This window comes from Geomicrobium sp. JCM 19039, from assembly GCF_000698145.1.
Taxonomy (GTDB): domain Bacteria; phylum Bacillota; class Bacilli; order Bacillales; family Marinococcaceae; genus Geomicrobium_A.
Map to the genome: position 1 here is coordinate 1 of NZ_BAXB01000014.1, position 21,302 is coordinate 21,302.

Sequence of the window (21,302 nt, forward strand, 5' to 3'; positions counted from 1 at the left end):
CAGAGCACAAAGTGCAACATCGGTGGTCAAAGTGCGCACCCCGTGTTTTCTATGCAGTCCAGACTATAAGTGCAACATCGGTGGCCAAAGTGCGCCCGCTGTGTTTTCTTGATACTGCAGAGCACAAGGGTAACACTAGCCCACGCTTCTGGGTGCCAGATTGAGGTGCTGGAAACGTCACAAAAGCTGATTTTTGTGACGTTTCGTCGAGGGGAATGGGTAATTCTTAAACAGAATCGTCACATAAACTTCGCCAACGGTCACAAAAAGTAGCGTAAGTGACAATTGGAGTCAATGAATGCCCAATATCTGGCACGAATGGTCACATAAAATAGGTCCTTGCACTCCCCAGCCGCCATCCCGCTACAGTCGAAGGGTATGAAGTTTGTAGCAGAGTGCAGTGGCGGGCGCAAACTGTCACAAACCCCTAATTTAAGTGACAGTTCAGGAAGCGAAACGGACGAATTAGGACGGCAAATGCCTGATAAAGAGTCCGATCAGTCACAAAAAAAATATATAAGACGATTAATACCTTAAAAAGCCCCTTTTGAAAGGCAGATGGTCACATCAAAGAGTCATAAAAAGCGACAGCTCTGTTCTTAACGCGGCCCGCGGTTCACGCTTTTTCTCAAGTAGTCGAATGTCTGGTGTTTACCGTAACGAGCCTTCGGTTTCCTAAAACGAGGGTAAGGAACGGTTTTTGAGCAATCTCAACCATTAGCCCAGTGAGTTTCCTTCATTCACATGTGGAAAACAAAAATTACCTTGCTTTTTCTTTTGTTTTTATATATAAATATTTATATATAAAACTTACATAAAGAGGAGCGGTTTTCATGTGGACTTCGGCATTTAAGGTGTTATTTACGAACCGATTACTCACATTATTTGCAGATGCATTGTTATTTTTTGCACTATTAAAAGAAGTGGAACAACGTGTGAGTGACCCGACGCTGTTCGTGTGGTTTTATGTTGCGTATTACGTGCCTGTTTTGTTTTTATCGTTACCAATCGGTGCTTGGATGGAGTCCAAACAACTCAAGCGAGTCATTCGGTTTTCAAACGTGGCAAGGGCTGTTTGCTTGTTGCTTATCGTATTCCTATTACCAGTACTTCCTCTCCTTTATGTGCTCATCTTTTTAGCGGTGCTGAGCGTGTTGGATTTATTTTTCTTGCCGGCGAGCCAATCACTTTTGCCTAGAATCGTTCCCGAACCGCATCGCCCTCGAGCGAATTCATGGTTTCAAATGGCCATTACAACTGTTCGAATTATTGCACAAGTGTTTGCGGGCATAGCATTATGCTCAATGTACCTGTCACCTATTTGCTTGTCGTAGCGATGGTCTTCCTAGTTGTGGCGGGGGGGATGGCTACAAAATTACCAGCTGTTCGAAATGTTGAATCCAATTGTGAAACCCTTCGTTTGCAAATTGTTGCCGGTTTTCGTTATATGCTCTCCCACACTAAACTTAGGTGGCTATTTGCTTTCGTATCCGTAGGTATGTTTGTTGCGACGTCATTTGAGCTTGTGATTATACACTTTCTCACTGAAACCGTTCGGGTTGGGGTTGAGAACATCGCTTGGGTGAGTGTGAGCAACATCATTGGCATCACCGCCGGCGCTTGGTTGGCACCTAAACTGATGGTGCGTCTGGAACGGAAATGGTTGCTTTTTCCACCGTTTTTATTTTTGGTCATGACGTTCGTTGTGCTACTGTTCGTGACGACGCTATCCGTTCTTCTGCCGTTTTTTATTCTGCAAGGGTTTGCCATCGGTGTGTTTCAAGTAACTGCTGTTACACTCATCCAAGAGTGGACAGACCGTAAATACTACTCCCGAGTGTTTGCGTTGTACTTTTTGGCGACGAGTGGGATGATGTTACCAAGTGTTTTGGTGAGCGGATTTTTATTAGCGGTGAGCACATTCCAAGTGACGGTCACGATTATGGGTTCAATTCTATTCATAGCAGGAATCCTAGGCGTTTGCTTATTTCCGTACATTGGTAAATCTAACAACAGGAAGGAGAACGCTTCATGAGTCTGAAACACGGTTTACTCGGACTATTATCGACGTGGGAAGCAAGTGGTTATGATATAAAACAAGAGTTTGACGGGTTTGTAAGCGTATTTTGGCACTCGAACCTATCGCAAATCTATCCTGAACTCGCCAAGCTTGAAACGAACGGATGGATTCAAAGTCGACTCGTTCAACAAGTCGGTAAGCCCGACAAAAAATTGTATCAAATTACAGCGGCTGGAAAAGAAGAGCTAGAGACTTGGTTAAGCCAACCACCTGAGCTTCCAAAACGAAAAGACACGTTTCTTATGCAAACGTTTTTTAGCGATCAATTATCAACCGATGAAGCCCTTTTTCAACTGCAAACATTTGAGCGGAAACAACGCGAAAAAATTGATGAGATGGAGAAGTTTCTAGACGATACACTACAAGGTATTCGCACCCGTCAAGCGATTAAGAAACGAATTGTTGTCGCCGCAAGTGTGTATACACATGCAATTGAGCAAGAAAAGCTGCACTTAGCGTGGGTCAAAAATATGATGGTGACGTTAGAGAAAGCCCGAAGTATTTGGATGATGACGGAGAGGAGCTCACGTTTGAAGAGTTTGACCGATTGTTTTTGAAATAGAAGAAGACGTAAACAGATGACCGGGAAACCAGTTTTTCAAAAAGGTACAGACAATTTGTTATAATGAGATAAGGGGTGGGGGTTCAAATGAAAGTAATCACACTATGTGGGTCGACGAAATTTAAAGAACAATTCGAGCAGGCGGAGCGAGCGTTAACACTTGAAGGACATGCTGTCATTAGTGTTGGTTTTTTTGAGCAGTCTGAAGGCATTGAAATTACCGACGAGCAAGTACAAATGTTCGGACAAATTCATTTTAAAAAGATTGATTTGGCAGATGAGATTTTTGTCATCGATCCAGGGGGTACATCGGAGAGGCGACACGTAAAGAAATTGACTATGCACACAGCTATGAAAAGGCCGTTCAGTATTACTCAGAAAGTGGGATGGACGATGATTCGTAGGTTAACTCAAGCAGATCATGAAGAATGCTTTGCTCTATTGAAAACAAAGGCAGCAGAAAATTTATTTATTATTGGTGATATTGAAGCGTTTGGGTATGAACAGGATTTTCAAAGGTTATGGGGAGAGTGGGATGAGCGAGGCGAGCTTATTGCGGTTCTTCTTAAATACCGGCAAAACTACATTCCTTTTGCCGTCGCACCGTTTGATGCACTGGCATTTTCAGAAATCATGCTCGAAGATTCTGAGTTTCATATGATGAGCGGGCTGAAAGAAACGACTGAGAAGATCGAGCCGTATCTCGGTGCATATAAGCGAAAACGAGAAACGTATTATGCGAAGTGTACAACCGTTAAGAATGATTTCCGTGACGTGTCTGTAGTAGAGCGAGCGACAGAGGCTGATGCCGAGCCGATTGTAAACTTGTTAAACAGCATCCCGGAATTTGACCAATCGGTCGACGTGACTGCTAGTGACAAGCGTAAAGATGAAAGATGGTGTATCACGCTCAGTATACGTACAAGTTGGCGGACGAATCGTCTCGACAGCTTCAACAGCTGCAGAAAATACCGTCTCAGCCATGATCATTGCAGTCGGCACACATGCAGATTATAAGCGAAAAGGGTATGCCTCCCAGTGCATGCAAGCCCTTTGCCAAGAGCTAATCTCAGAAGGAAAAGAGCTTTGCTTATTTTATGACAATCCCGAAGCGGGAAACATTTATAAGCGTATCGGATTTAAAGATATCGGTTTTTGGATGATGTATACATATGAATGAGTTGGTGACATTTTGAACAGATTAGCGGCTTAGGGTTTATGGTGATTACTAATTCTAGATAAGTTGAACGAAAGAATTTCACTGAATCCGATGACCGAGATCGGTCTTTACAGGCAAACGCTCACCGATTGTCTGTTGAAGTGCGTTTCACTTCTACAACTTTGTTGCCGATCGTTGTTCGTCACTGCAAAGGTTGCGGGCAACACGGAAAACGTTTGCCGAAAGGTAAAAAGGCGTGACCGATGGTCACCACCTGGCGAAAGCATGTGATGACCTGTCACGTATGTGACAATCCAGCCCTCAAACCGGGCACTTTCGGCCCTTAACGGTCACATATATCGCGATTTGTGACCATTAACTCCGTTTATGTGCGCATCCACGTTTAAAACGATGATTTTTCCTTTCCAAACTGTCACAAATATGAACTTATGGGGCATTTGGACTTCTTTCCACATACCTTAGCCAGTAGGCAGAAACGTGAACCGTGCCGCCCTTTTGCTCTAAAGTGCATAGAAAACACGGTTGCTGTCTTTTAGCCACCGATGTTGCCCTTGTAGTCTGGACTGTCAAGTAGACACAGCGAACACAAGCGTGAGCGCAGGGTGAGGTGATGTCGCACTTATGCTCTGGAGTGCATAGAAAACACGGTGGACGATCTTTGACACCGATGTTGCCCTTATAGTCTGGACTGCAAGCATCCTACTGCAGTGGAAACTGTGCTCGAGTTGCGACCGAACTGTTCTCAAGTTGGGGAATATCGCAAGAAAAGCGGCATATTTTCATAAACTAGGGAACAGAATGCGCAAACTCGGTAACAGATTAGAATGTCTCGTGTATATCCCCGCGCGGAAGTACCCACAAGACGTCGGCGCGAGCCGCGCCGAACCGAGTGCCGTTTGGATTCGTCCCCGCTGAGGCCGGCTGACAGGTTGCTCGTTCCCTTAACATTGAATCTGCGCTCCAATTGGAACAAAATTGCGCGCAGAACGTGTGAACTTGTGCACTAAATGGCACCGCGCTACCCTTCCAACCCAACACCTAACAGCACAAATCAGGAAAATCTTAAGGTCATTGTATTTAGCATTTGATTTGTTCCAAGGTTGATATGCAAGAACCGAAATCGCACCATAGATTGTTCTATGGTGCGATTCTCATTATCTGTATACGTACATCTACATGCCGAGATGTTTGGCAATGATGGTTTTCATAATTTCATTCGTTCCGGCATAGATGCTCGCGACAGGGACGTCCCGGTAGCGCCGGGCAATTTCATATTCTTCCATATAGCCGTACCCTCCGTGCAGTTGCATGCATTCCCCGGCGACTTTCTTCGCAAGGTCAGTCGTCCACCATTTTGCCATCGACACTTCGTTCACGATGTCTTCCCCGTCGATATGTTTAACGATGAGTTGATCCACAAACGTCCGACCGATCTGAATCTCAGTAGCTAGTTCTGCTAGTTTAAACTGGGTGTTTTGGAACGAGCTGACCGGTTTACCAAACGCATGGCGTTGTTTCACATAATCTAAGGTAAGTTCCAACATCCGCTCACAAGACGCCATCGCGCTAATCGCAACAGTGAGACGTTCCTGCTGCAGCTTGTCCATGAGATAGTAGAACCCTTTGCCTTCTTCACCGAGTAGGTGAATCGCAGGTACTTCGCAGTCTTCGAAAATCAGCTCAGACGTACCACCGGTATGTTGTCCGACTTTTTCTAGTTTTTTGCCTTTTTTGAACCCAGGGACAGGTTGTTCAGTAGCATCAACGACGATCAGGCTCAATCCTTGATGGGCTTTTTTTGCGTTCGAATCGGTTTTGCAGACGACAACAACGAAGTTGGATAGACTGCCATTTGTAATAAAAATCTTCTCTCCATTTAACACGTACGAATCGCCGTTTTTGACTGCGGTCGTAGTAATGGCTGACAAATCTGAGCCTGTACCGGGTTCGGTCATGGCAACCGACGATATGAGTTCTCCGGTTGTTGCTTTTGTTAGCCATTTTTGCTTCTGCTCTTCTGTCCCAAAGGCTTCAATATACGGCATGACAATGTCATTGTGGACGCCGGGACCCATGAGGCCTGTACCCACTCGCTCGAGCTCTTCCCCAAGGATCGCAGAGTAGCCGAAGTCAGCTTCGATGCCGCCGTATGATTCGTCTGCCCACGGGCAAAGGTACCCTAATTCGCCGAGGTCTTTCCAAAAGGAAAGCGGGACTTCTTTTTCTCGTTCCCATGAATCAAAGTAAGGTCGAACGTTTTTGTCTAAATATGAGCGGAGTGACTTTTGAAATAATTCATGACTTTCAGTAAAAAACGGGCGTGTCATCTTCATCTCCCCAATCATTCGTGATGTATTCACTGTATTTATTATACAATAGAGTGAGTATAGAGAAAGGAGTGAAGACCAATCGATAGCATCATTTTTGACCTAGATGGAACGCTTTGGGATTCGAGTGAGACCGTTTTAAAAACGTACAATCAAGCCATTAGTGCTCACCCAACACTAGAGCAGCCCATAACGGTAGAACAATTAGGGAGCACGATGGGCTTGCAAGCGAAAGAAATTGGAGAAAAGCTCTTTCCACAGTTAGACGAACAAGAACGAATGCAATTACTCGGTGAAGTAGAACGTAAAGAAAACGAACAACTTCTTCTGGAAGGAGGCAGATTGTACCCACAACTGGAAGAAGTGTTGGCTGAACTGTCCTCCTCCTATGCGCTCTACATCGTTAGTAATTGCCAAGAAGGGTACATTGAAGCTTTTTATGCGTACCATCAACTCGGGAAGTACTTTAAAGACTTTGAAAACCCAGGGCGCACCGGGCTATCAAAAGGTGAGAACATTACGCTTGTCATGGAGAGAAATCAGCTTCACTCCCCAGTGTACGTCGGCGACACAGTCGGGGATCAGAAAGCGGCTCAGCTAGCAGGAATTCCGTTTATTTATGCTGAATATGGCTTCGGTGAGGCGGATCATTTTGATCAGAAAATCAAACATCTAGCCGAGTTGCCAAGTGCCATAAAACAAATTGAGAAGTCGTAAACGACTAAAACCCGGATGGCCGTTGATAGGACATCCGGGTTTTTATGGAGGATCGAGAAGGTGAGGCGGCGACCTTCGCCACTCTACGTTTAATTGGTAAATTATAGGAGAATGGTGATCTAGATCACGCCCAAAATGATCTAGATCACGTTAAAACGCTGGTATTTTCCAGTAACTGTGCGATCTAGATCATTTTCATGTTGATCTAGACCATTTTTTACTGTTTTCAGCACCGCCGGTGCTGACGGCCGTTCGTTTTTGGGAGTTTTTAGGAGAATGGTGATCTAGATCACCCTACAACAACGCACTTTACCTTATACTCGGCGATCTATGACCGTTCGTTTCTTCAACCCCGATTAGTCATATCAACCTTAAGAGCTAGCAACTATCGACACCGGAGGTGCAGAAGATAAACCGAACGGCATGCCGGCGTCTAGTTAGCCCTTTGTGACAGAGAAGGCTCGTGCAGATTCTGAACGGACGGTTAATGTAGTGACAACCGCAAGAACTAGCGCATTTCTCTCGTATAACATCATCTCCTAATGAAAAACCCGCTGCATGAGCAGCGGGTTACATGGAGTAAAGTTCGAGCTCCACTTCGATGCGGAACTTGAGTTTTTCGAGGCATTCTTCGGGCGTGTCGCCGAAAACCCGATTGCCGTTTACGACGGCAAAGGGGCGTACCGCACAAAGTCCGCATTGGGAGAGGCATTCGTTTGTGACGACATCCACTTCGGGGTACTTGTCTTCTAATATGGCTTCAACGTCTATATTCGTCATCGAACTGCTCTGGCAGAGCTCGACGATAATTATTCCCATCAGATCACCTACTTCGTTGTGCGTTTAGGGGGATAGAGATGGACGACTCGGATCATGACGAACAAAATGTAGACGATGCTCATCACGATCCAGACGGTTTGCAACCAATCAACGGTCGTTAGAATCATAATGCTCAGCCCGATGACTGGGATGATGGAAGCAAAGGCAGAGATTTTGTACAACATAAAAAAGCTCATTTTCCGCTTTACAATTCGAGCGTACATCATCAAAAACAGTGTAATGAATACGAGTGGTGTGAGAATGGTAAGTACGAAAAACGGATAATACAAAAATGTGAAATACACAAAAAAGATCGGCAAGGCGAGTTCTGCAGCCATATTCTCGCCGGAAAGCACCATCTGAAGTCCAAGCGGAATGCTCACGATAAACAAAATAAAACAAAGAAACACAATTGGCAATCCGAAACCTTCCCGGTTAAGCGTAAAAACCGCTTGCTTTTCGGGAAGCCGGATACTTAGTCGTAGAAATTCAAGGATTGTTTTCATAAAGGCTCGCCTTTCTGAGCAGTGATTATACGTTTAGTATACTAAATGCACGAAAGGGGATGCCATAAAAAGAAACCCTCCGAGCTAGAGGATTTCCCATTGTGTTCCTTGGATTGTCACATTTGTGTCGTTTGTAAATGTGTTAAACCCGGTTGCGTCTTCACTCGGGAAGATCCGACTTGTGAACACGGCTTCGCCACCGTTGACGAAAATTTCTACGGAGGAGTGGTCCATGAAAACGTGGAGGGTATGGCAATGTTCAGTAAGGGTGAGTGCGGGTGGTGCCTTCACTCGTTGCAGGTACTTCGCCTGAAAGGCTCCGGTCGAGTGTGAGCTGTTTCGTTTCCATGTCATAGGTGAGTACCGTTTGCTCGGACTCGCTCGTTCTCATGTTGATCCCGTACGTACTCGACGTCTCTACCGGTGTGAAAGTGACGTATGCTTCGTAAACATGACCAAATGTCCTCGTTGTTGTATCTGAGAAATGCGTAGAAGCTCCCCGTTGTGTCGTCAGTTCGGCAACGGGGTTTTGCAAGAGGCGATCACCTGAAATCGTTAGTTCACGAGGGATGGTGAGGCAATGTGCCCATTCGTCTCGCTCAGTCGGTACGGAACGGTCAGGCAGCCCCATCCACCCGATGAGAATTCGTCGGCCGTCTGGACGGGTTGTTGTTTGCGGCGCATAAAAGTCAAACCCGTGATCAAGCTCTCTAAAAGGGCCGTGGCTCATCGAGCCGTCAGAAACGTTTAGCTTTGACCCGAGAATGTATCCGCTTTGGAAAATGTTTCGATAAGCATCGCCTTTTGCCTCTAATCCTTGGGGGCAAAAGAGTAACACACCGTGACTGTCGAGTTCAAAGTAATCGGGACATTCCCACATGTATCCAAATTTACCGAGGGATGTATTTATTTCTCCGACGAGTGTCCAATCTAAGAGATCAGTAGAGGAGTACAGCAACGCGCACCCGGTGATGTCTTCACGTTGTGCACCGATGACAAAGTAATACTGATCATTTTTTTGCCATACTTTTGGGTCGCGCACGTGTTCAGTGTAGCCTGGCGGCGAACCTTCGACAACGGGCGAAGATAGTTTTTCGATGCTGCCGTCTGCTTCATAATTGCAAGACACTGGTTCGGTGTTCGCTCCCAATTGGAATCTCTCTCGTTTCCTGTGTATAACAAGTACAATTGCTCATCAACAACAATGCCACTGCCCGAATACGCACCATGACTTTCAAACGATTCTTCTGGTTCAATGGCGACCCCTTGACCTTGCCACAAAACGAGGTTTGTTGATGTTGTATGATACCAATGTTTAAGCCCATGAACGGCTCCGTATGGAAACCATTGGTAAAAGAGATGGTACTGCCCGTTATAAAAGCAGAAGCCGTTTGGATCATTGAGCAAGCCCGTTGGCGGCTGAATATGATAGTGTTGCCGCCAAGGAGCGTGATCTACGACGTGCAAAAGTCGGGATTCTTCAGTTTTTGACATGGCAGAATACGGTCGGTATCGTTCCTCTTTCGTCCACTCCATCTGATCACCTCATTATGCTTCTTCGATTTGTTTCTTTTCCTTATCTGAATAACCAAACAGCCACGTGAGTACAAACGCAACCGCGATGGCAATGCCGTTTGCAGCGAGGTAGAGAAGAATCTGTCCGTCGAGATATAACAGCGTACCTGGGATAACGGTAATGGCCATACCTGTCCCCGCTAAGCCGACGAGTGAAGCGAAGAAACCACCAGCCGCGCCACCAACGAGACCCATAATAAATGGTTTTCCGTAACGAAGATTCACACCGAATATGGCGGGTTCGGTAATGCCAAGAAAAGCTGAGAATGATGAAGGAAGAGCGAGAGCCTTTAGCTTCTTTTCTCGGGTTTTCAGACCAACAGCTAGTGCTGCAGCCCCTTGTGCGGCAATGGCTGTCGTAATGATGGCGTTAAATGGATTCGCCCCAAGCTGATTCAGGAGCTGTACTTCTAGAAAGTTAAAAATGTGATGCACACCGGTAATGACAATGAGCTGGTGGAAGAAACCGATTACAAGACCGCTAATGCCGAATGGAATGTCAAGAAGGTACAATACCGCACTCATCACCGCGGATTCAAGTGCACTAAATACGGGGCCAATCGCAAACAGAGCAAGGACGATCATAATAAACAATGTTAAGAAAGGAGTAACAATTAGATCCAACGATTCGGGTACTCGTTTCCGGATTGCTTTTTCTAGCTTCGCGCCTAAGAAACCTGCAATAAATGCTGGAAGAACGGAAGCTTGATAGCCCGATACTTCTAAAAATCCAAAGAAAACGATCGGGTCAGACACTCCTTCTGCGACCGCCCATGCATTTGGCAGCGCAGGGTTAACGAGCATCAGTCCAAGAACAATCCCAATGACTGGGCTACCTCCGAAAACACGAAACGCGGACCAAGCGATAAGTGCAGGTAGGAAAGCAAAGGCGGTATCGGTAAGGACTTCAGTGAATAGCAAAAAGTTTTCTGGAATTGTCTCTGGCGTGAGACCGAACCAAGCGAGAATTTCTTCTTGCATGAACAGACCACGAAGTCCCATAAACAGTCCCGTTGCAACAAGCACAGGAATGATGGGGACGAAAACATCTCCAAATGTTCGGATGAGTCGTTGAAACCAGTTTCCTTGCTGCTTGATCTGTTGCTTTTGATCATCGGTGCTCACTTCTGCAATGCCAAGCTTCTCGAACTGTGCGTAAATTTGGTTGACGGTCCCCGTCCCAAAGATGACTTGGTATTGCCCTGAATTGTAGTACGCCCCTTTTACCTTTTCAATGTCTTCAACGGTTTCTTGGTCAATCGCCTCTTGGTCATGTACCATCAGTCGAAGCCTCGTTGCGCAATGAGCGACAGATTTGATGTTGTCTTTGCCGCCAATCGCGTCGATGAGCTGTTCCGCAATCTTACGATTATTTGCCAATTTTGACCCTCCCTATTAAGAACCTTGATAATGAACGATCATGTCTTCTCCAGCGCGAACGTCTACGTTTTCTTCTGTAATCGTCAACACTTCATGGTCGGCGCCTTCGGTAATGATAATTGGGGTAATGAGACTTTCTGCGTTTACTTTTACATGTTCCACGTTAAAGGTGATTAACGAATCACCGACGTTCACTTTTTGCCCCGCTACTACATGACTTTCAAATCCTTGACCATCTAACTGCACGGTTTCTAACCCAATGTGAATCAAAATGCCAAGACCCGTTTCTGAAGTGATACCGATGGCGTGTTTCGTTGGAAAAACTTGTTCAATCTTGCCATTTACAGGTGAAACAACTTGACCGTTCTCTGGCATGATTGCAATGCCTTCTCCCATCATTCGCTTGGAAAAAGTCGGATCTGGAACGTCATCAAGACTCACTGTCTTTCCTTGAATGGGTGCATAGATTTTCTCTTCACGTCGTTGTTTTCCAAACAATTTTTTTAGCATGTAGACCACTCACTTTCATCGTTTTTATTGTGGGAAGATCGCAAGATTAGCGACGTTTCCAACAATTCGTGGCGGTTTTCAATCGGCTGTTCATTAATTTGCGCAAGCAGTTTTTCCGATGCACGGACCCCGATATCAAACACAGGCTGATGGACAACACTTAGCGGCGGGGCGGTAATGTTCGCCCATTCATAGTCATCAAAGCCAATGACGGCGACTTCACGTGGAATGTGGATGTTTTGTTCCTTTAAATAAGTAATTGCTCCGATACACATGAGGTTGTTTGCCACAAACAATGCTGTAATCTGTTCGGTTTCAAACAGATGTTTGCATGCATTGTACCCTCCTTGAACGTGCGAATCACCACTTTTAACGAGGGCAGGATTGTAAGGAAGTTTCGCCTCTTGAAGTGCTCGTTTATATCCGGAAGTTCGTTCGACTGTCGTGCTCAATTGATTCAGCCCAGTAATCATACCGATGTGCTTGTGGCCGGTTGATAGGAGTTCGGATACTGCTGAAAAAGCCCCTTCTTCATTGGCAACGGTTACTGAAGGTTGGTCCATTCCTTTAGGAACTCGATCAATGAAGACGATGGGAACATCTTCAGGAAGGTACACCTGTATGTCTTTTACGTCCAGCGCACTTGTAGCGACAATTAATCCGCTCACTTGTTGGGAAGTAAACGCTTGCAGTTTTTGGATTTCAACGTCTACTCGCTCGTTCGTGTTGCCGACGAGTAGTTGGTACCCTGCTTTCTCTAACACGTCTTCAATCCCTTTCACTACAGATGTGAAAAAGTGATTGGCTAGGTCAGGGACGATGATGCCGATCGTGGATGTCTTTTGGCTGCGCAACGTTTTCGCCGCATGGTTTGGAATATAACCTAATGTTTCATCGCCAGTTGAACACGTGTCGCGGTCGTTTCTGCTACATAGCGTGTTCCGTTAATGACGTGGGAAACGGTCGCTGTAGAAACGTCAGCTTTCTGTGCAACATCACGGATGCTCGGTTTGTTCATGGAATCGCTTCCTTTTATAAGGTTATGATATACGTAAACGATTACGTAATCGTTTACGTATATCATAACGAATCGTTCATAAATGTCAATCATTTTTTTATGTTCACTTCGTCATAGGTGTCAGCACGCGCACATAAGCAGTAAGAAGGAGGCGATGTGCATGACCGATGCTTGGCAACAATATGTGAACGACGTGCGGACGTGGTTGAATCAAATCCAATCACACAGTGAAACCGATTCCGCGTTGGAAAAGGAAGCAATGAATTTCAAAGCGGAGCTTAGAGATCTTGAGGAAAACGATGAGCACTACATCCAAAAACGTATGGAGGACATATACAACAATCTGCACGTGCGTGAAGATCGAAGATGTAAAGCTTACGGGGAAACGCTAGGGGGTACAGGTAGGGATGCGGATGGTGTGTGCACAGTTGAGCTGAAACGCCATTTCAATACGACGATTGATGGAAAGAGGAGTCGTAGTGCAACTCCAGTAGGGGTAACCTTTGAGTCTGTCGATGAAAAAGGGCAAGCGTTAAATTTAGCTGAAGTAGCAATTGTGCAATCAGAAGTCGGGCCGTTTCTTAGAGCTCTGGCCCGTCAAGGATTAACGGTCTCGGCTTTACACAATCATTGGATCAATATCGATCCATTTATTATGTACGTGCACATTCAAGATGTGTCAGAACCGGTCAAATTTGCGGAAAAACTACATGAAGCGTTCAAGTCATTAAACAGAATGCCCGTCCAAAAATGACAATCATGTAAGATAGACGAAAGAAAGATCAATGCCTCTCCTTACTTGGCGCACGTAAGCTGATCATTAAGGAGGGGCATACGATGAAAGAATGGTTTTTGCGAGCTTTAAGTACACTAGGTAAGTTGAACGAAAGACATTCACTGAATCCGATGACCGAGAACGGTCTTTACGGGCAAACGTCTACCTATTGTCTGTTCATGTCCATCTCACTTCAACAACTTCGTTGCCGATCGTTGTTCATCACGGCAAGAGTTGTAGGCAATACGGAAAACGTTTTACAAAGGTTCAAAGTGGTGACCTAGGGTCACCACTTGGCACAAGCATGTGATGACCTGGCACTTATGTGACAATCCAGTGCTCGAACCGTGCACTTATGGCCCTCAATTGTCACTTATATCGCGTTTTGTGACCATTGACTCCGTTTATGTGCACATTCACGTTTAAAATGATGATTTTTCTTTCCCGATTGTCACTTAAACGAATATATGGGGCATTTGGACTTCTTCACACACATCGTAACCAGTAGGTAGAAAACACGGTGGTTGTACCCTGACCACCGATGTTGCACTTGTGCTCTGGAGTGCAATCAACCACTTGCACTGGAAAGCAAAGACTCGTAGCGCGAATCAGGAACACATTCAGTTCATCCCAAATCGTAGGTGTGACTGGGGTGCACATGAGAGTCAAATACTTCGTCCAAAATGAACTTGTGGATAGGGTGAACCCGCTCATCTCGAAAAGAACTGTTATCTGTAATTGTTGAGGCGTCTTTTGAGATGGACGGGGACAGATACGAGTATGCGACATCGGGTGTTACAGAGAAAGGAAATCACAGGGAAATCACATTCTCTGCAAATAACCATTGCAACCTGGCGCTTACTTGGGATTGGATACGAAGCGTACATATGTACAAACGTGGAAGGAGGTTGAGGAAGCGGATGTCCCTGAAGAGGCGAGGGAACAGTTGTGCAATCAATGAAAGGAGCATTATTTCCTGGGCAATATAATCAACTATCTTAAAGTGTAGTGATCATTTGAAATATATCCTCCAGCAACAGAAAAAACTCACTTTTCGATTAATTTGTGGTAGAGTGAATAAAGGAGGGGATCGTATGTTTGCTCGTGAAACGAAATCTTGGATAAAACGAAATGCAAGACCTTTGGAACATGCGCGTTGGCAGTATTTGTTTGAAGGCAGGTCTTCGGCATCTGTGCTAGAATGCTTGACAGCATTTCAAAATGAAGATGGAGGGTTTGGTCATGGATTAGAGCCAGATGTTTGGTTGCCAAATTCTTCTGCCATTGCCACGTGGTCTGCGGGTCAAATTTTACTTGAAGTTGAGGCCTCTCCGAATGAGCCGGTTGTTCAGCGGATGTTGACGTACTTGATGAATGCTTATGATGAATCGATCGGTTTATGGCGAACAGTCACCCAAGAGTTTAATGACTATGCTCACGCACCGTGGTGGACGTATTCAGAAGAGGCGCAGCAATTTTGGATGTACAATCCGTCGGTAGAACTAGCGGCATTCCTCATCCACTGGGGCGAGCAAGGTGGCCAAGAAGCACGTTTAGGATGGCGTGTCATTGAAAAGGCAACGGATCGAATTCTCAGTTGTACGGAAATGGATTTTCATGAAATTAATAATTTCCAAAATATGTTAAACGTTGTCGGTGATGATTGGGAACGAGGGAAAGATGTAAAAGCAAAACTGCATGAGCTGGTCCACGAAGTGATGAACAAAGAGCCAGACACTTGGGAGAATAGTTATAGCCCGACACCATTGCAACTTATTTCGAGTCCAGAAGATGAATTGTACCCGACGTACGAAGGGCTTGTTGAGGAGAATTACGTTTTCTTAAGAGACAAATACTGCCTTCTGGTGTGTGGGACATCCCTTGGGATTGGGGAGATGATGCGTTGAATTTTGTCGTTGCAAAGGAGCATTGGAAAGGAATTCAAGCAGTAAATCACATAAAAACACTTCGGACATTTGCTGCGTTATGATCAACAATATTAAAGGGAAGATGGACAAGTATGGGGTTCCTGCGGTTAGTTTAAGCACGTGTACACACGGGAAAGTATCCAGTTTAACGATTGGTGCACTTGATTACCAGTTGTTTCACGCATGTTCAATAAGCAAAATGATGACGGCGTTGCTCGTCGTCAAGCTGGAGCAGTTTGGAGAGTTGGATCTCGATGTGCACGTAGTTCGTGGCTGTACGCTCCGGCAATTACTCGTCCATCAGACAGGTCTTCAAGATATTCCCGGACATGATTCATCGAAGCCGTTTTCAAGCCAGTCGCTACAGTATACAGAGTCACGTAGATTTGCATATGCAGATAGCAATTATTGTTTCATCCAACAATACCTTGAAAAAAGGTTTGGAATACCGTATCGGCAATTGGTAGAGTCCTACATATTTGATGAATATGAGATGTCAAATAGCCGTTTCCCTATCCGTCAAGATTTGGATTTAGTGCACGGGACTTTGGTAAACGAAGATCAAAGACAAATGCCATTGCCAGACCCTTCATTTCACGCGGCTGAAGGGTTGTGGACGACAGCAGCCGACCTTGGACAAATGACTGCTCAACTGATGGGGAGAGATGAAGAGCTTTTCATTCAAATGTGCACACCGTTACCGTCAGCACCGTGGGCGGGGTTAGGTATATTTTTCGAAGGAGATGTTGTAAATTCACTTGGATGGGGAGAGGGTTTCCAAGGGATGGTCGTGCTTGACCGCAAGACGAAAGTTAGTGCGATTGTGTTGACGAACCATAATTCAGGCAGGCATCAACGTGAAGGTTTCATTGGTGACGTTGTGGATTATTTATTGAAGAGAAGGGAAGATTTACATTGACTGAAGATTTTTATTGCGATGAAGTGCTAAGTGGCAACACGGAAGTAAATAAGGTGTATGAAACAGAGCTTGTGCTGGCGTATTATCATACGAAACCTTATTACCCCGTACATATCGTTGTTATCCCGAAACGCCACATCGGCTCATTACTCGATCTTGAAGAAGCGGATGATGTGATTTTGTTGCAAATGATGGATGTGGTGAAGGTCGTTGCAGCAAAAGTGAAAGAAGAATACGGGGCGTGCCGAGTGCTGACCAACCTCGGAAACTACCAAGACTCGAAGCATTTGCACTGGCATGTGTATTTTGGAGAACCGCTTCACAAAAAGTAAAAAAGCCAAAAGGTTTCCCTTTCGGCTATAATCTTCGACCCGTAACGAGCTGTACGATCAATACAATGAGTGCGACGACGAGTAAAACGTGGATTAATTGGCCGCCAAAACTTCCAATAAAGCCGAGTAGCCATAAAACAATGAGGATAAGAATTAATGTCCAGAGCATACGATGTCCTCCTCTCGTTGTCCAATTTGTAGATTGTATGACAAGGTGTCCAATAGAATGCATTATTTATTTCTACAAGGAATTTCTCAAACGTTCATCGATAGGGGTGCTCATGACTTTTATTCATCAGGCAGGTTCGCTACAATAAACGTGATATAAAAGGATGAAAGTGAGGATTTAATTTGGAGCCAAGAATTTCAAGTGTCACGATCTTTGTGGATGATCTTTCCCGCTCATTTGAGTTTTATCGACGGTTGTTTGAAATTCCACATGAACAGATGGTTATCCATGAAGATCATGTGGCGTTCTTTTTTGAGAATGACCTCTCGCTCGTTTTATTAGAAAATGTGGGAGCAAAAGCGAGTCAGATGATGCTTACCCATGCTGCTGAATTTGCAGATGACGTTGATGCGATTTTGCAACGAGTGGTCGCTGCAGGAGGGCAAGTTGTACAATGGCCAGAGAAGGATGCTTCTAGTTACGCAGCCCTTTTTGAAGACCCAGATGGCCACTTATGGGAAGCGATTGCGTGGATGTAATGGACGAGGTGAACGATGCCTTGTTCATCGTCCCGTTCGATCTTGACAAAGGAATTGTGCGAAGAAAGCAGGATTTTGTAGTTTTTTGACGAAAAGCAGTATATAAATACGGCTGTAACTCACTTCGTAAGGTGAGATTCGTCATGAAAGAGAGTGAACGTTTGTGGAAGATACGTTTGAACATCCTGTAGATCTTTTTTTATCAGAATACATAAAAAATACAGAAGAAAAGATGTACAACATATTAGATTTGGCTTGTGGGGCGGGGGATTACTTGATTAAACAGTCGGGTAACTTTGCGAAAGAACGGATGAACTGGCACGGTGTGGATTCGTCCCCATATTTATTAGAGCAGGCAAACGGTCGAGCATCGCAAATTATCTATCGGCACGGCTATGCAGAGGACCTCCCTTATGATAGAGAATGGTTTCACTATGTGGCGATGTACGATGCTTTTCAGTATTTCATTCAAAAAGAGCAAGCCTTAGATGAAGTGCACCGCGTATTGAAAGATAATGGCAGACTGACGATCGGTAATACTTCTCCTGAAGATATGAAACAATGGTGGATCTATCACTACTTTCCGGAGGCATATGCGATTGATTTTGAACGGTATTGGACGAAACATCGGCTCGTTCAGGAGTTAGAGGACCGAAATTTTCAAGTGCAAATGACGATCAATCATCACGTGGAAGTGCTCTCTTTGCCGGAGATTGTGGAGCGTTTAGAGGCAAGGAATTATCCTATCTTGTCGATATTGAATGATCGTGATTATGAAAAAGGAAGAGCGCGTGTTGAAGCGGATTTGCTGCACGAACCTGATAAAACGATAAAAAGTGAGTACACAGAAATGATCTGTGTGGCAGACTTAGGGGTGGAAATATGAAGGCTTTTATCTTTGATTTCGATGGGACATTAGCGAATACGTTGCCATTATGTTTTGATTGCTTTCGGCGCGTATTTAAAAAATTTGACAATCGAGACATAACAAATGATGAAATCATCGGAATGTTCGGTCCGACTGAAGTGGACATTTTACGAAAACACTTGAGAACCGAGCAGAAAGAGCAAGCGGTTCATGATTTTTTGAGCTGTTATGAGCGGGATCACGAGTTGTATATTCACCCAGATGAGGAGATCATTCGTGTGATTCGTTCGCTAAAAGAAGCAGGTTATCGGTTAGCAATCGTGACGGGAAAAGGAAGAAAAGCTTTTGATCTCACTTTTGAAAAAGTTGGATTAGAGACGTTTTTCGATGTCACGATTACCGGAGATGAGGTGCGTCAGCCTAAGCCACATCCTGAAGGGATCGAACGTGCCATGCAGGTGTTAGGTGTTGAGGCCACTGAAACGATGTATATTGGTGACAGCTCGGCTGATGTAGAAGCTGGGAGAAGAGCGGGGACAGAAGTCGCTGCGGTTCAATGGTTACCTGTTTCACAAACAGAGCAATTTGATGAGCAAACGGTTCGTGTATGGCACACGCTCAAAGATCTTGAGCAGTTTGAAGCGAGTCGACGTGAATGAAGATTTTCGATACAGTACCTTTTTTTGTTAGCTTGTATGAACCGTCACTTGCGTTTTGCACAACTATCAGCGTGCATTTTCCGATACGTTTAAAACGTACCGAAAATATCATTGCAAAAACACGATAGAACAAAAAGAGTTGGCGCTATCGGAATACTCCATTGACCACATCAAACGTGTGCATAGAGAAATTATTCCGATTATTGAGCGGTCAGCCCGAGCGTATGAAGAGCAATACAACCTCGTATTTCCGATTTCTGTGCAGCTGATTGTCGGCGTCTATGGCTCAAATGCGTATGCAGAGCGAGAAGTTGTCCCAAACATAACTTTCGCACTTGAACAGTTACCCGCAGATAAAGAGAGTCTATCAATAATCGTCGCTCATGAACTTGGGCATGTTGCTCACCATATGCTTACGGATCAAAAAGGGTGCGATTGGAGAGAGAGGATGTGGCATGATCCACGAATCTCCGCTTTTCAAGAAGGAGCGGCGATGCATTTTTCGAAACAAATCGTTACGGGTCTCCCTCATTTTATGTATTTCTCATTCGACGCGCAGCAAGATGATGGCTACAATAAATCGTTGACGCTGCTTCCGAGTATCGCCCGTGCGTTCTTACATGATCTACAACAGGAGTCAAGTACTCAAATGGTTCGAGAATGGTTTTCCATTCGTGGTGGTAAACAATTTCAGATTCCGCGATTAGGGTATGTCATCGGAGAGCAGTTTGTGGCAACTGAGATCGGCCGGTTAGGGGAAGAGCGGGCATTGACTTTGTGGACGGACCCTAACTTTCTTCAGTTCATGAACAGCTGGTTGGAAGAAGTGTGTGAAAATGAATTTAAGAACAGATCATGATAAAATGGTACGAAATGAGAGATAAAGGCAGGCTACAACAATGAATGTCCAATCACTGGCAGTTTTTTGCGGATCTAGTTCAGGGACCGATCCGATTTATATGAACGTCGCCCGCGAGCTTGGGGAGCGACTTGCAGAACAAAAGAAGACACTCGTCTACGGTGGTGCACGAGTCGGTTGCATGGGTGCAGTCGCGGACGGTTGTTTATCCAAAGGCGGTAAAGTATATGGCGTGATTCCTGAGCGCTTAACGAATGTTGAAATTGCGCACGCAGGGCTCACAGAGCTTCATATGGTTGAGACGATGCACGAGCGTAAAGCGAAGATGGCCGAGTTAGCCGACGCGTTTGTCGCACTTCCAGGAGGTGCGGGGACGTTAGAAGAGTGGTTTGAAGTGTTCACATGGGCACAACTTGGCTATCATGAAAAGCCCGCTTGCATTTTAAATGTAAATGGTTTTTTTGATCCGCTTCTTGAGATGCTCCAGCATACGATTGAGCAAGGATTCATGAAGCCGGAGTACCGAGATACGATCCTCGTCGCCGATTCCCCTGACCAGCTTATTCAGATCGTCGAAGATCACCACGTCAAACCGGTGTCAAAATGGGAGTAATTATTTCATGGTAAACGGTTGGCTTATTCTATTATTACTCATTGGTTCTGCGCTTACGATTGGCGTCACACTTGCCATCGCTAAAAACCCAGGGGAAGACCGGTATAGTAGCGAGAGTAGTTTCAATCTACTCACGTTAATGTACACCGTCGTCGTCCCGATTGTTTTAGTGTTGGTGATTGCCATTCTTTTCTTTCTCTAGCCGTAGAGGTGCGGCAATGGTGTTTTCGATCACCTCGTTAAACTCGGCAGTCGTCCCGTATTGTTTAGGATTCAAAGGAGGGTGGACGTGAATATTCACCCGAGCGGGTTTTATTTGCCCGTTGTTTTCTTCCAAAATTTTATAAGAACCATCAATCGTGATCGGCAGAACGGGGATGCCGATCTTTTTTGAGATTCTTGCCGCTGAATTGCTAAATTCTCCTAAGAAATTTCCTTTGCTGCGATGACCCTCGGGGAAAATGCATACCGACTTCCCAGCTTGAACCATCTCGCCTGCTTCCTTTAATTTTCGAATGGCTTCACGTGGTTTTTCTTGATCCAAGAAGATACATTGCTTATACGTCATCCACGTGCCGAACAACGGAACGTTCTGCAATGATTTCTTCGCAATAAAGGATAAATGAATATTCACGTGACTCAAAAGCAGCGGGATGTCAAAGTTACCTTGGTGATTGGAAACGTATAAATACGACTCGCTTTCCTTTACGTTGTGTTGGCCATAAACGGTTACATCGGTGTTTGCGATGCGTAACGTTCGATCTGATAATTTTTTGGTCAAGCGGTTTGCTTCATTATATGCCTGCTCGCTAGGCTTACGACGAAGCCAAAACATGTTAGGAATGATCAAAAGTAAAAATAGTGCTGCGTGCCCATAGGCGAAAATCGTTCTCATGGTGTGTCACTCCTCGTTCGTTCTACGCTAGTACTATATCCTGTTTTTAATCCATGCGTAAAGGGCGAGGCA

Annotated in this window: 26 protein-coding genes and 1 pseudogene; 17 read left to right on the forward strand and 10 right to left on the reverse strand. The window is 45.1% G+C overall.

Annotation, left to right across the window (positions count from 1 at the left end; all coding sequences use genetic code 11):
• Window positions 1-833 precede the first annotated feature (833 nt).
• The 5 genes from JCM19039_RS13460 to JCM19039_RS27400 all read left to right on the forward strand — a co-directional run bounded on the left by JCM19039_RS13460 (window position 834) and on the right by JCM19039_RS27400 (window position 3,822).
• Window positions 834-1,334, forward strand: a complete 501-nt coding sequence (locus JCM19039_RS13460; protein WP_042428032.1) for an MFS transporter — start codon at window positions 834-836, stop codon at window positions 1,332-1,334.
• A 29-nt stretch (window positions 1,335-1,363) separates the two neighbouring features.
• Window positions 1,364-2,035, forward strand: coding sequence for an MFS transporter (locus JCM19039_RS13465; protein ID WP_042428035.1), 672 nt, complete (start codon window positions 1,364-1,366; stop codon window positions 2,033-2,035).
• A complete protein-coding gene (locus JCM19039_RS13470) occupies window positions 2,032-2,637 on the forward strand; it encodes a PadR family transcriptional regulator (RefSeq protein WP_052398798.1) in 606 nt (201 codons plus the stop codon). Before JCM19039_RS13465 ends, JCM19039_RS13470 begins: the two co-directional genes overlap by 4 nt.
• Window positions 2,638-2,729: 92 nt before the next feature.
• Window positions 2,730-3,659 carry a hypothetical protein gene (locus JCM19039_RS27395; protein WP_307190260.1) on the forward strand — a complete coding sequence of 310 codons (930 nt, stop codon included), beginning with the start codon at window positions 2,730-2,732 and terminating at the stop codon, window positions 3,657-3,659.
• Window positions 3,580-3,822, forward strand: coding sequence for a GNAT family N-acetyltransferase (locus JCM19039_RS27400; protein ID WP_307190269.1), 243 nt, complete (start codon window positions 3,580-3,582; stop codon window positions 3,820-3,822). Before JCM19039_RS27395 ends, JCM19039_RS27400 begins: the two co-directional genes overlap by 80 nt.
• Before the next feature lie 1,172 nt (window positions 3,823-4,994).
• Here the strand turns inward: JCM19039_RS27400 and JCM19039_RS13485 are convergent.
• Window positions 4,995-6,149, reverse strand: coding sequence for an acyl-CoA dehydrogenase family protein (locus tag JCM19039_RS13485; protein WP_042428038.1), 1,155 nt, complete (start codon window positions 6,147-6,149; stop codon window positions 4,995-4,997).
• A gap of 93 nt (window positions 6,150-6,242) precedes the next feature.
• Between JCM19039_RS13485 and JCM19039_RS13490 the strand changes: the two genes are divergently transcribed.
• Window positions 6,243-6,866: an HAD family hydrolase gene (locus tag JCM19039_RS13490; protein WP_307190270.1), complete on the forward strand. Its 624-nt coding sequence runs from the start codon at window positions 6,243-6,245 to the stop codon at window positions 6,864-6,866.
• 570 nt (window positions 6,867-7,436) lie between these two features.
• On the opposite strand, the gene JCM19039_RS13495 is transcribed toward JCM19039_RS13490, so the two are convergent.
• The 7 genes and pseudogenes from JCM19039_RS13495 to JCM19039_RS24465 form a co-directional block, all read right to left on the reverse strand.
• Window positions 7,437-7,685 (reverse strand): DUF1450 domain-containing protein, encoded by a 249-nt coding sequence (locus JCM19039_RS13495; RefSeq protein WP_042404436.1) that lies wholly within the window; start codon window positions 7,683-7,685, stop codon window positions 7,437-7,439.
• An 8-nt stretch (window positions 7,686-7,693) separates the two neighbouring features.
• Window positions 7,694-8,191: a hypothetical protein gene (locus tag JCM19039_RS13500; RefSeq protein WP_042428044.1), complete on the reverse strand. Its 498-nt coding sequence runs from the start codon at window positions 8,189-8,191 to the stop codon at window positions 7,694-7,696.
• A gap of 84 nt (window positions 8,192-8,275) precedes the next feature.
• Window positions 8,276-9,727: pseudogene (locus JCM19039_RS28005) on the reverse strand (glycoside hydrolase family 32 protein).
• A gap of 12 nt (window positions 9,728-9,739) precedes the next feature.
• Window positions 9,740-11,146: a sucrose-specific PTS transporter subunit IIBC gene (locus tag JCM19039_RS13510; protein ID WP_042428047.1), complete on the reverse strand. Its 1,407-nt coding sequence runs from the start codon at window positions 11,144-11,146 to the stop codon at window positions 9,740-9,742.
• 15 nt (window positions 11,147-11,161) lie between these two features.
• Complete coding sequence (locus JCM19039_RS13515) at window positions 11,162-11,656, reverse strand: PTS glucose transporter subunit IIA (RefSeq protein WP_042428049.1); 495 nt, start codon at window positions 11,654-11,656, stop codon at window positions 11,162-11,164.
• The gene (locus tag JCM19039_RS13520) at window positions 11,650-12,510 is read right to left on the reverse strand and encodes a substrate-binding domain-containing protein (RefSeq protein WP_052398799.1); all 861 of its coding nucleotides are present in this window, start codon (window positions 12,508-12,510) and stop codon (window positions 11,650-11,652) included. Before JCM19039_RS13520 ends, JCM19039_RS13515 begins: the two co-directional genes overlap by 7 nt.
• Before the next feature lie 29 nt (window positions 12,511-12,539).
• Window positions 12,540-12,674, reverse strand: coding sequence for a LacI family DNA-binding transcriptional regulator (locus tag JCM19039_RS24465; protein ID WP_193744241.1), 135 nt, complete (start codon window positions 12,672-12,674; stop codon window positions 12,540-12,542).
• 160 nt (window positions 12,675-12,834) lie between these two features.
• Here JCM19039_RS24465 and JCM19039_RS23240 point away from each other — a divergent pair, with 160 nt between their 5' ends.
• The 5 genes from JCM19039_RS23240 (at window position 12,835) to JCM19039_RS13545 (ending at window position 16,628) form a co-directional block, all read left to right on the forward strand.
• Window positions 12,835-13,428 (forward strand): DUF1259 domain-containing protein, encoded by a 594-nt coding sequence (locus JCM19039_RS23240; protein WP_193744242.1) that lies wholly within the window; start codon window positions 12,835-12,837, stop codon window positions 13,426-13,428.
• An 83-nt stretch (window positions 13,429-13,511) separates the two neighbouring features.
• Complete coding sequence (locus tag JCM19039_RS13530; protein ID WP_042428052.1) at window positions 13,512-13,733, forward strand: hypothetical protein; 222 nt, start codon at window positions 13,512-13,514, stop codon at window positions 13,731-13,733.
• Between the two features lie 810 nt (window positions 13,734-14,543).
• Window positions 14,544-15,356, forward strand: a complete 813-nt coding sequence (locus JCM19039_RS13535) for a hypothetical protein (RefSeq protein WP_052398801.1) — start codon at window positions 14,544-14,546, stop codon at window positions 15,354-15,356.
• 79 nt (window positions 15,357-15,435) lie between these two features.
• On the forward strand, window positions 15,436-16,296 hold the full coding sequence (locus JCM19039_RS13540; RefSeq protein WP_042428055.1) for a serine hydrolase: 861 nt from the start codon (window positions 15,436-15,438) through the stop codon (window positions 16,294-16,296).
• Window positions 16,293-16,628 (forward strand): HIT family protein, encoded by a 336-nt coding sequence (locus JCM19039_RS13545; protein ID WP_042428058.1) that lies wholly within the window; start codon window positions 16,293-16,295, stop codon window positions 16,626-16,628. Before JCM19039_RS13540 ends, JCM19039_RS13545 begins: the two co-directional genes overlap by 4 nt.
• Window positions 16,629-16,653: 25 nt before the next feature.
• Here JCM19039_RS13545 and JCM19039_RS23880 read toward each other — a convergent pair whose 3' ends face one another.
• Window positions 16,654-16,797 (reverse strand): lmo0937 family membrane protein, encoded by a 144-nt coding sequence (locus JCM19039_RS23880; RefSeq protein ID WP_152549159.1) that lies wholly within the window; start codon window positions 16,795-16,797, stop codon window positions 16,654-16,656.
• A 182-nt stretch (window positions 16,798-16,979) separates the two neighbouring features.
• Between JCM19039_RS23880 and JCM19039_RS13550 the strand changes: the two genes are divergently transcribed.
• The 6 genes from JCM19039_RS13550 (at window position 16,980) to JCM19039_RS13575 (ending at window position 20,537) form a co-directional block, all read left to right on the forward strand.
• The gene (locus tag JCM19039_RS13550; protein WP_042428060.1) at window positions 16,980-17,336 is read left to right on the forward strand and encodes a VOC family protein; all 357 of its coding nucleotides are present in this window, start codon (window positions 16,980-16,982) and stop codon (window positions 17,334-17,336) included.
• 163 nt (window positions 17,337-17,499) lie between these two features.
• Window positions 17,500-18,222, forward strand: a complete 723-nt coding sequence (locus JCM19039_RS13555; RefSeq protein WP_042428063.1) for a class I SAM-dependent methyltransferase — start codon at window positions 17,500-17,502, stop codon at window positions 18,220-18,222.
• Window positions 18,219-18,863 carry an HAD family hydrolase gene (locus JCM19039_RS13560; protein WP_042428066.1) on the forward strand — a complete coding sequence of 215 codons (645 nt, stop codon included), beginning with the start codon at window positions 18,219-18,221 and terminating at the stop codon, window positions 18,861-18,863. The genes JCM19039_RS13555 and JCM19039_RS13560 overlap by 4 nt, the downstream gene beginning before the upstream one ends.
• A gap of 55 nt (window positions 18,864-18,918) precedes the next feature.
• Window positions 18,919-19,722 carry a hypothetical protein gene (locus JCM19039_RS13565; protein WP_042428069.1) on the forward strand — a complete coding sequence of 268 codons (804 nt, stop codon included), beginning with the start codon at window positions 18,919-18,921 and terminating at the stop codon, window positions 19,720-19,722.
• Window positions 19,723-19,762: 40 nt separating this feature from the next.
• On the forward strand, window positions 19,763-20,335 hold the full coding sequence (locus tag JCM19039_RS13570; protein ID WP_042428072.1) for a TIGR00730 family Rossman fold protein: 573 nt from the start codon (window positions 19,763-19,765) through the stop codon (window positions 20,333-20,335).
• A gap of 7 nt (window positions 20,336-20,342) precedes the next feature.
• Window positions 20,343-20,537 carry a hypothetical protein gene (locus JCM19039_RS13575; protein ID WP_042404026.1) on the forward strand — a complete coding sequence of 65 codons (195 nt, stop codon included), beginning with the start codon at window positions 20,343-20,345 and terminating at the stop codon, window positions 20,535-20,537.
• Here JCM19039_RS13575 and JCM19039_RS13580 read toward each other — a convergent pair.
• The gene (locus JCM19039_RS13580; RefSeq protein WP_052398802.1) at window positions 20,502-21,230 is read right to left on the reverse strand and encodes a 1-acyl-sn-glycerol-3-phosphate acyltransferase; all 729 of its coding nucleotides are present in this window, start codon (window positions 21,228-21,230) and stop codon (window positions 20,502-20,504) included. The two genes, JCM19039_RS13575 and JCM19039_RS13580, sit on opposite strands and share 36 nt — an antisense overlap.
• Window positions 21,231-21,302 lie beyond the last annotated feature (72 nt).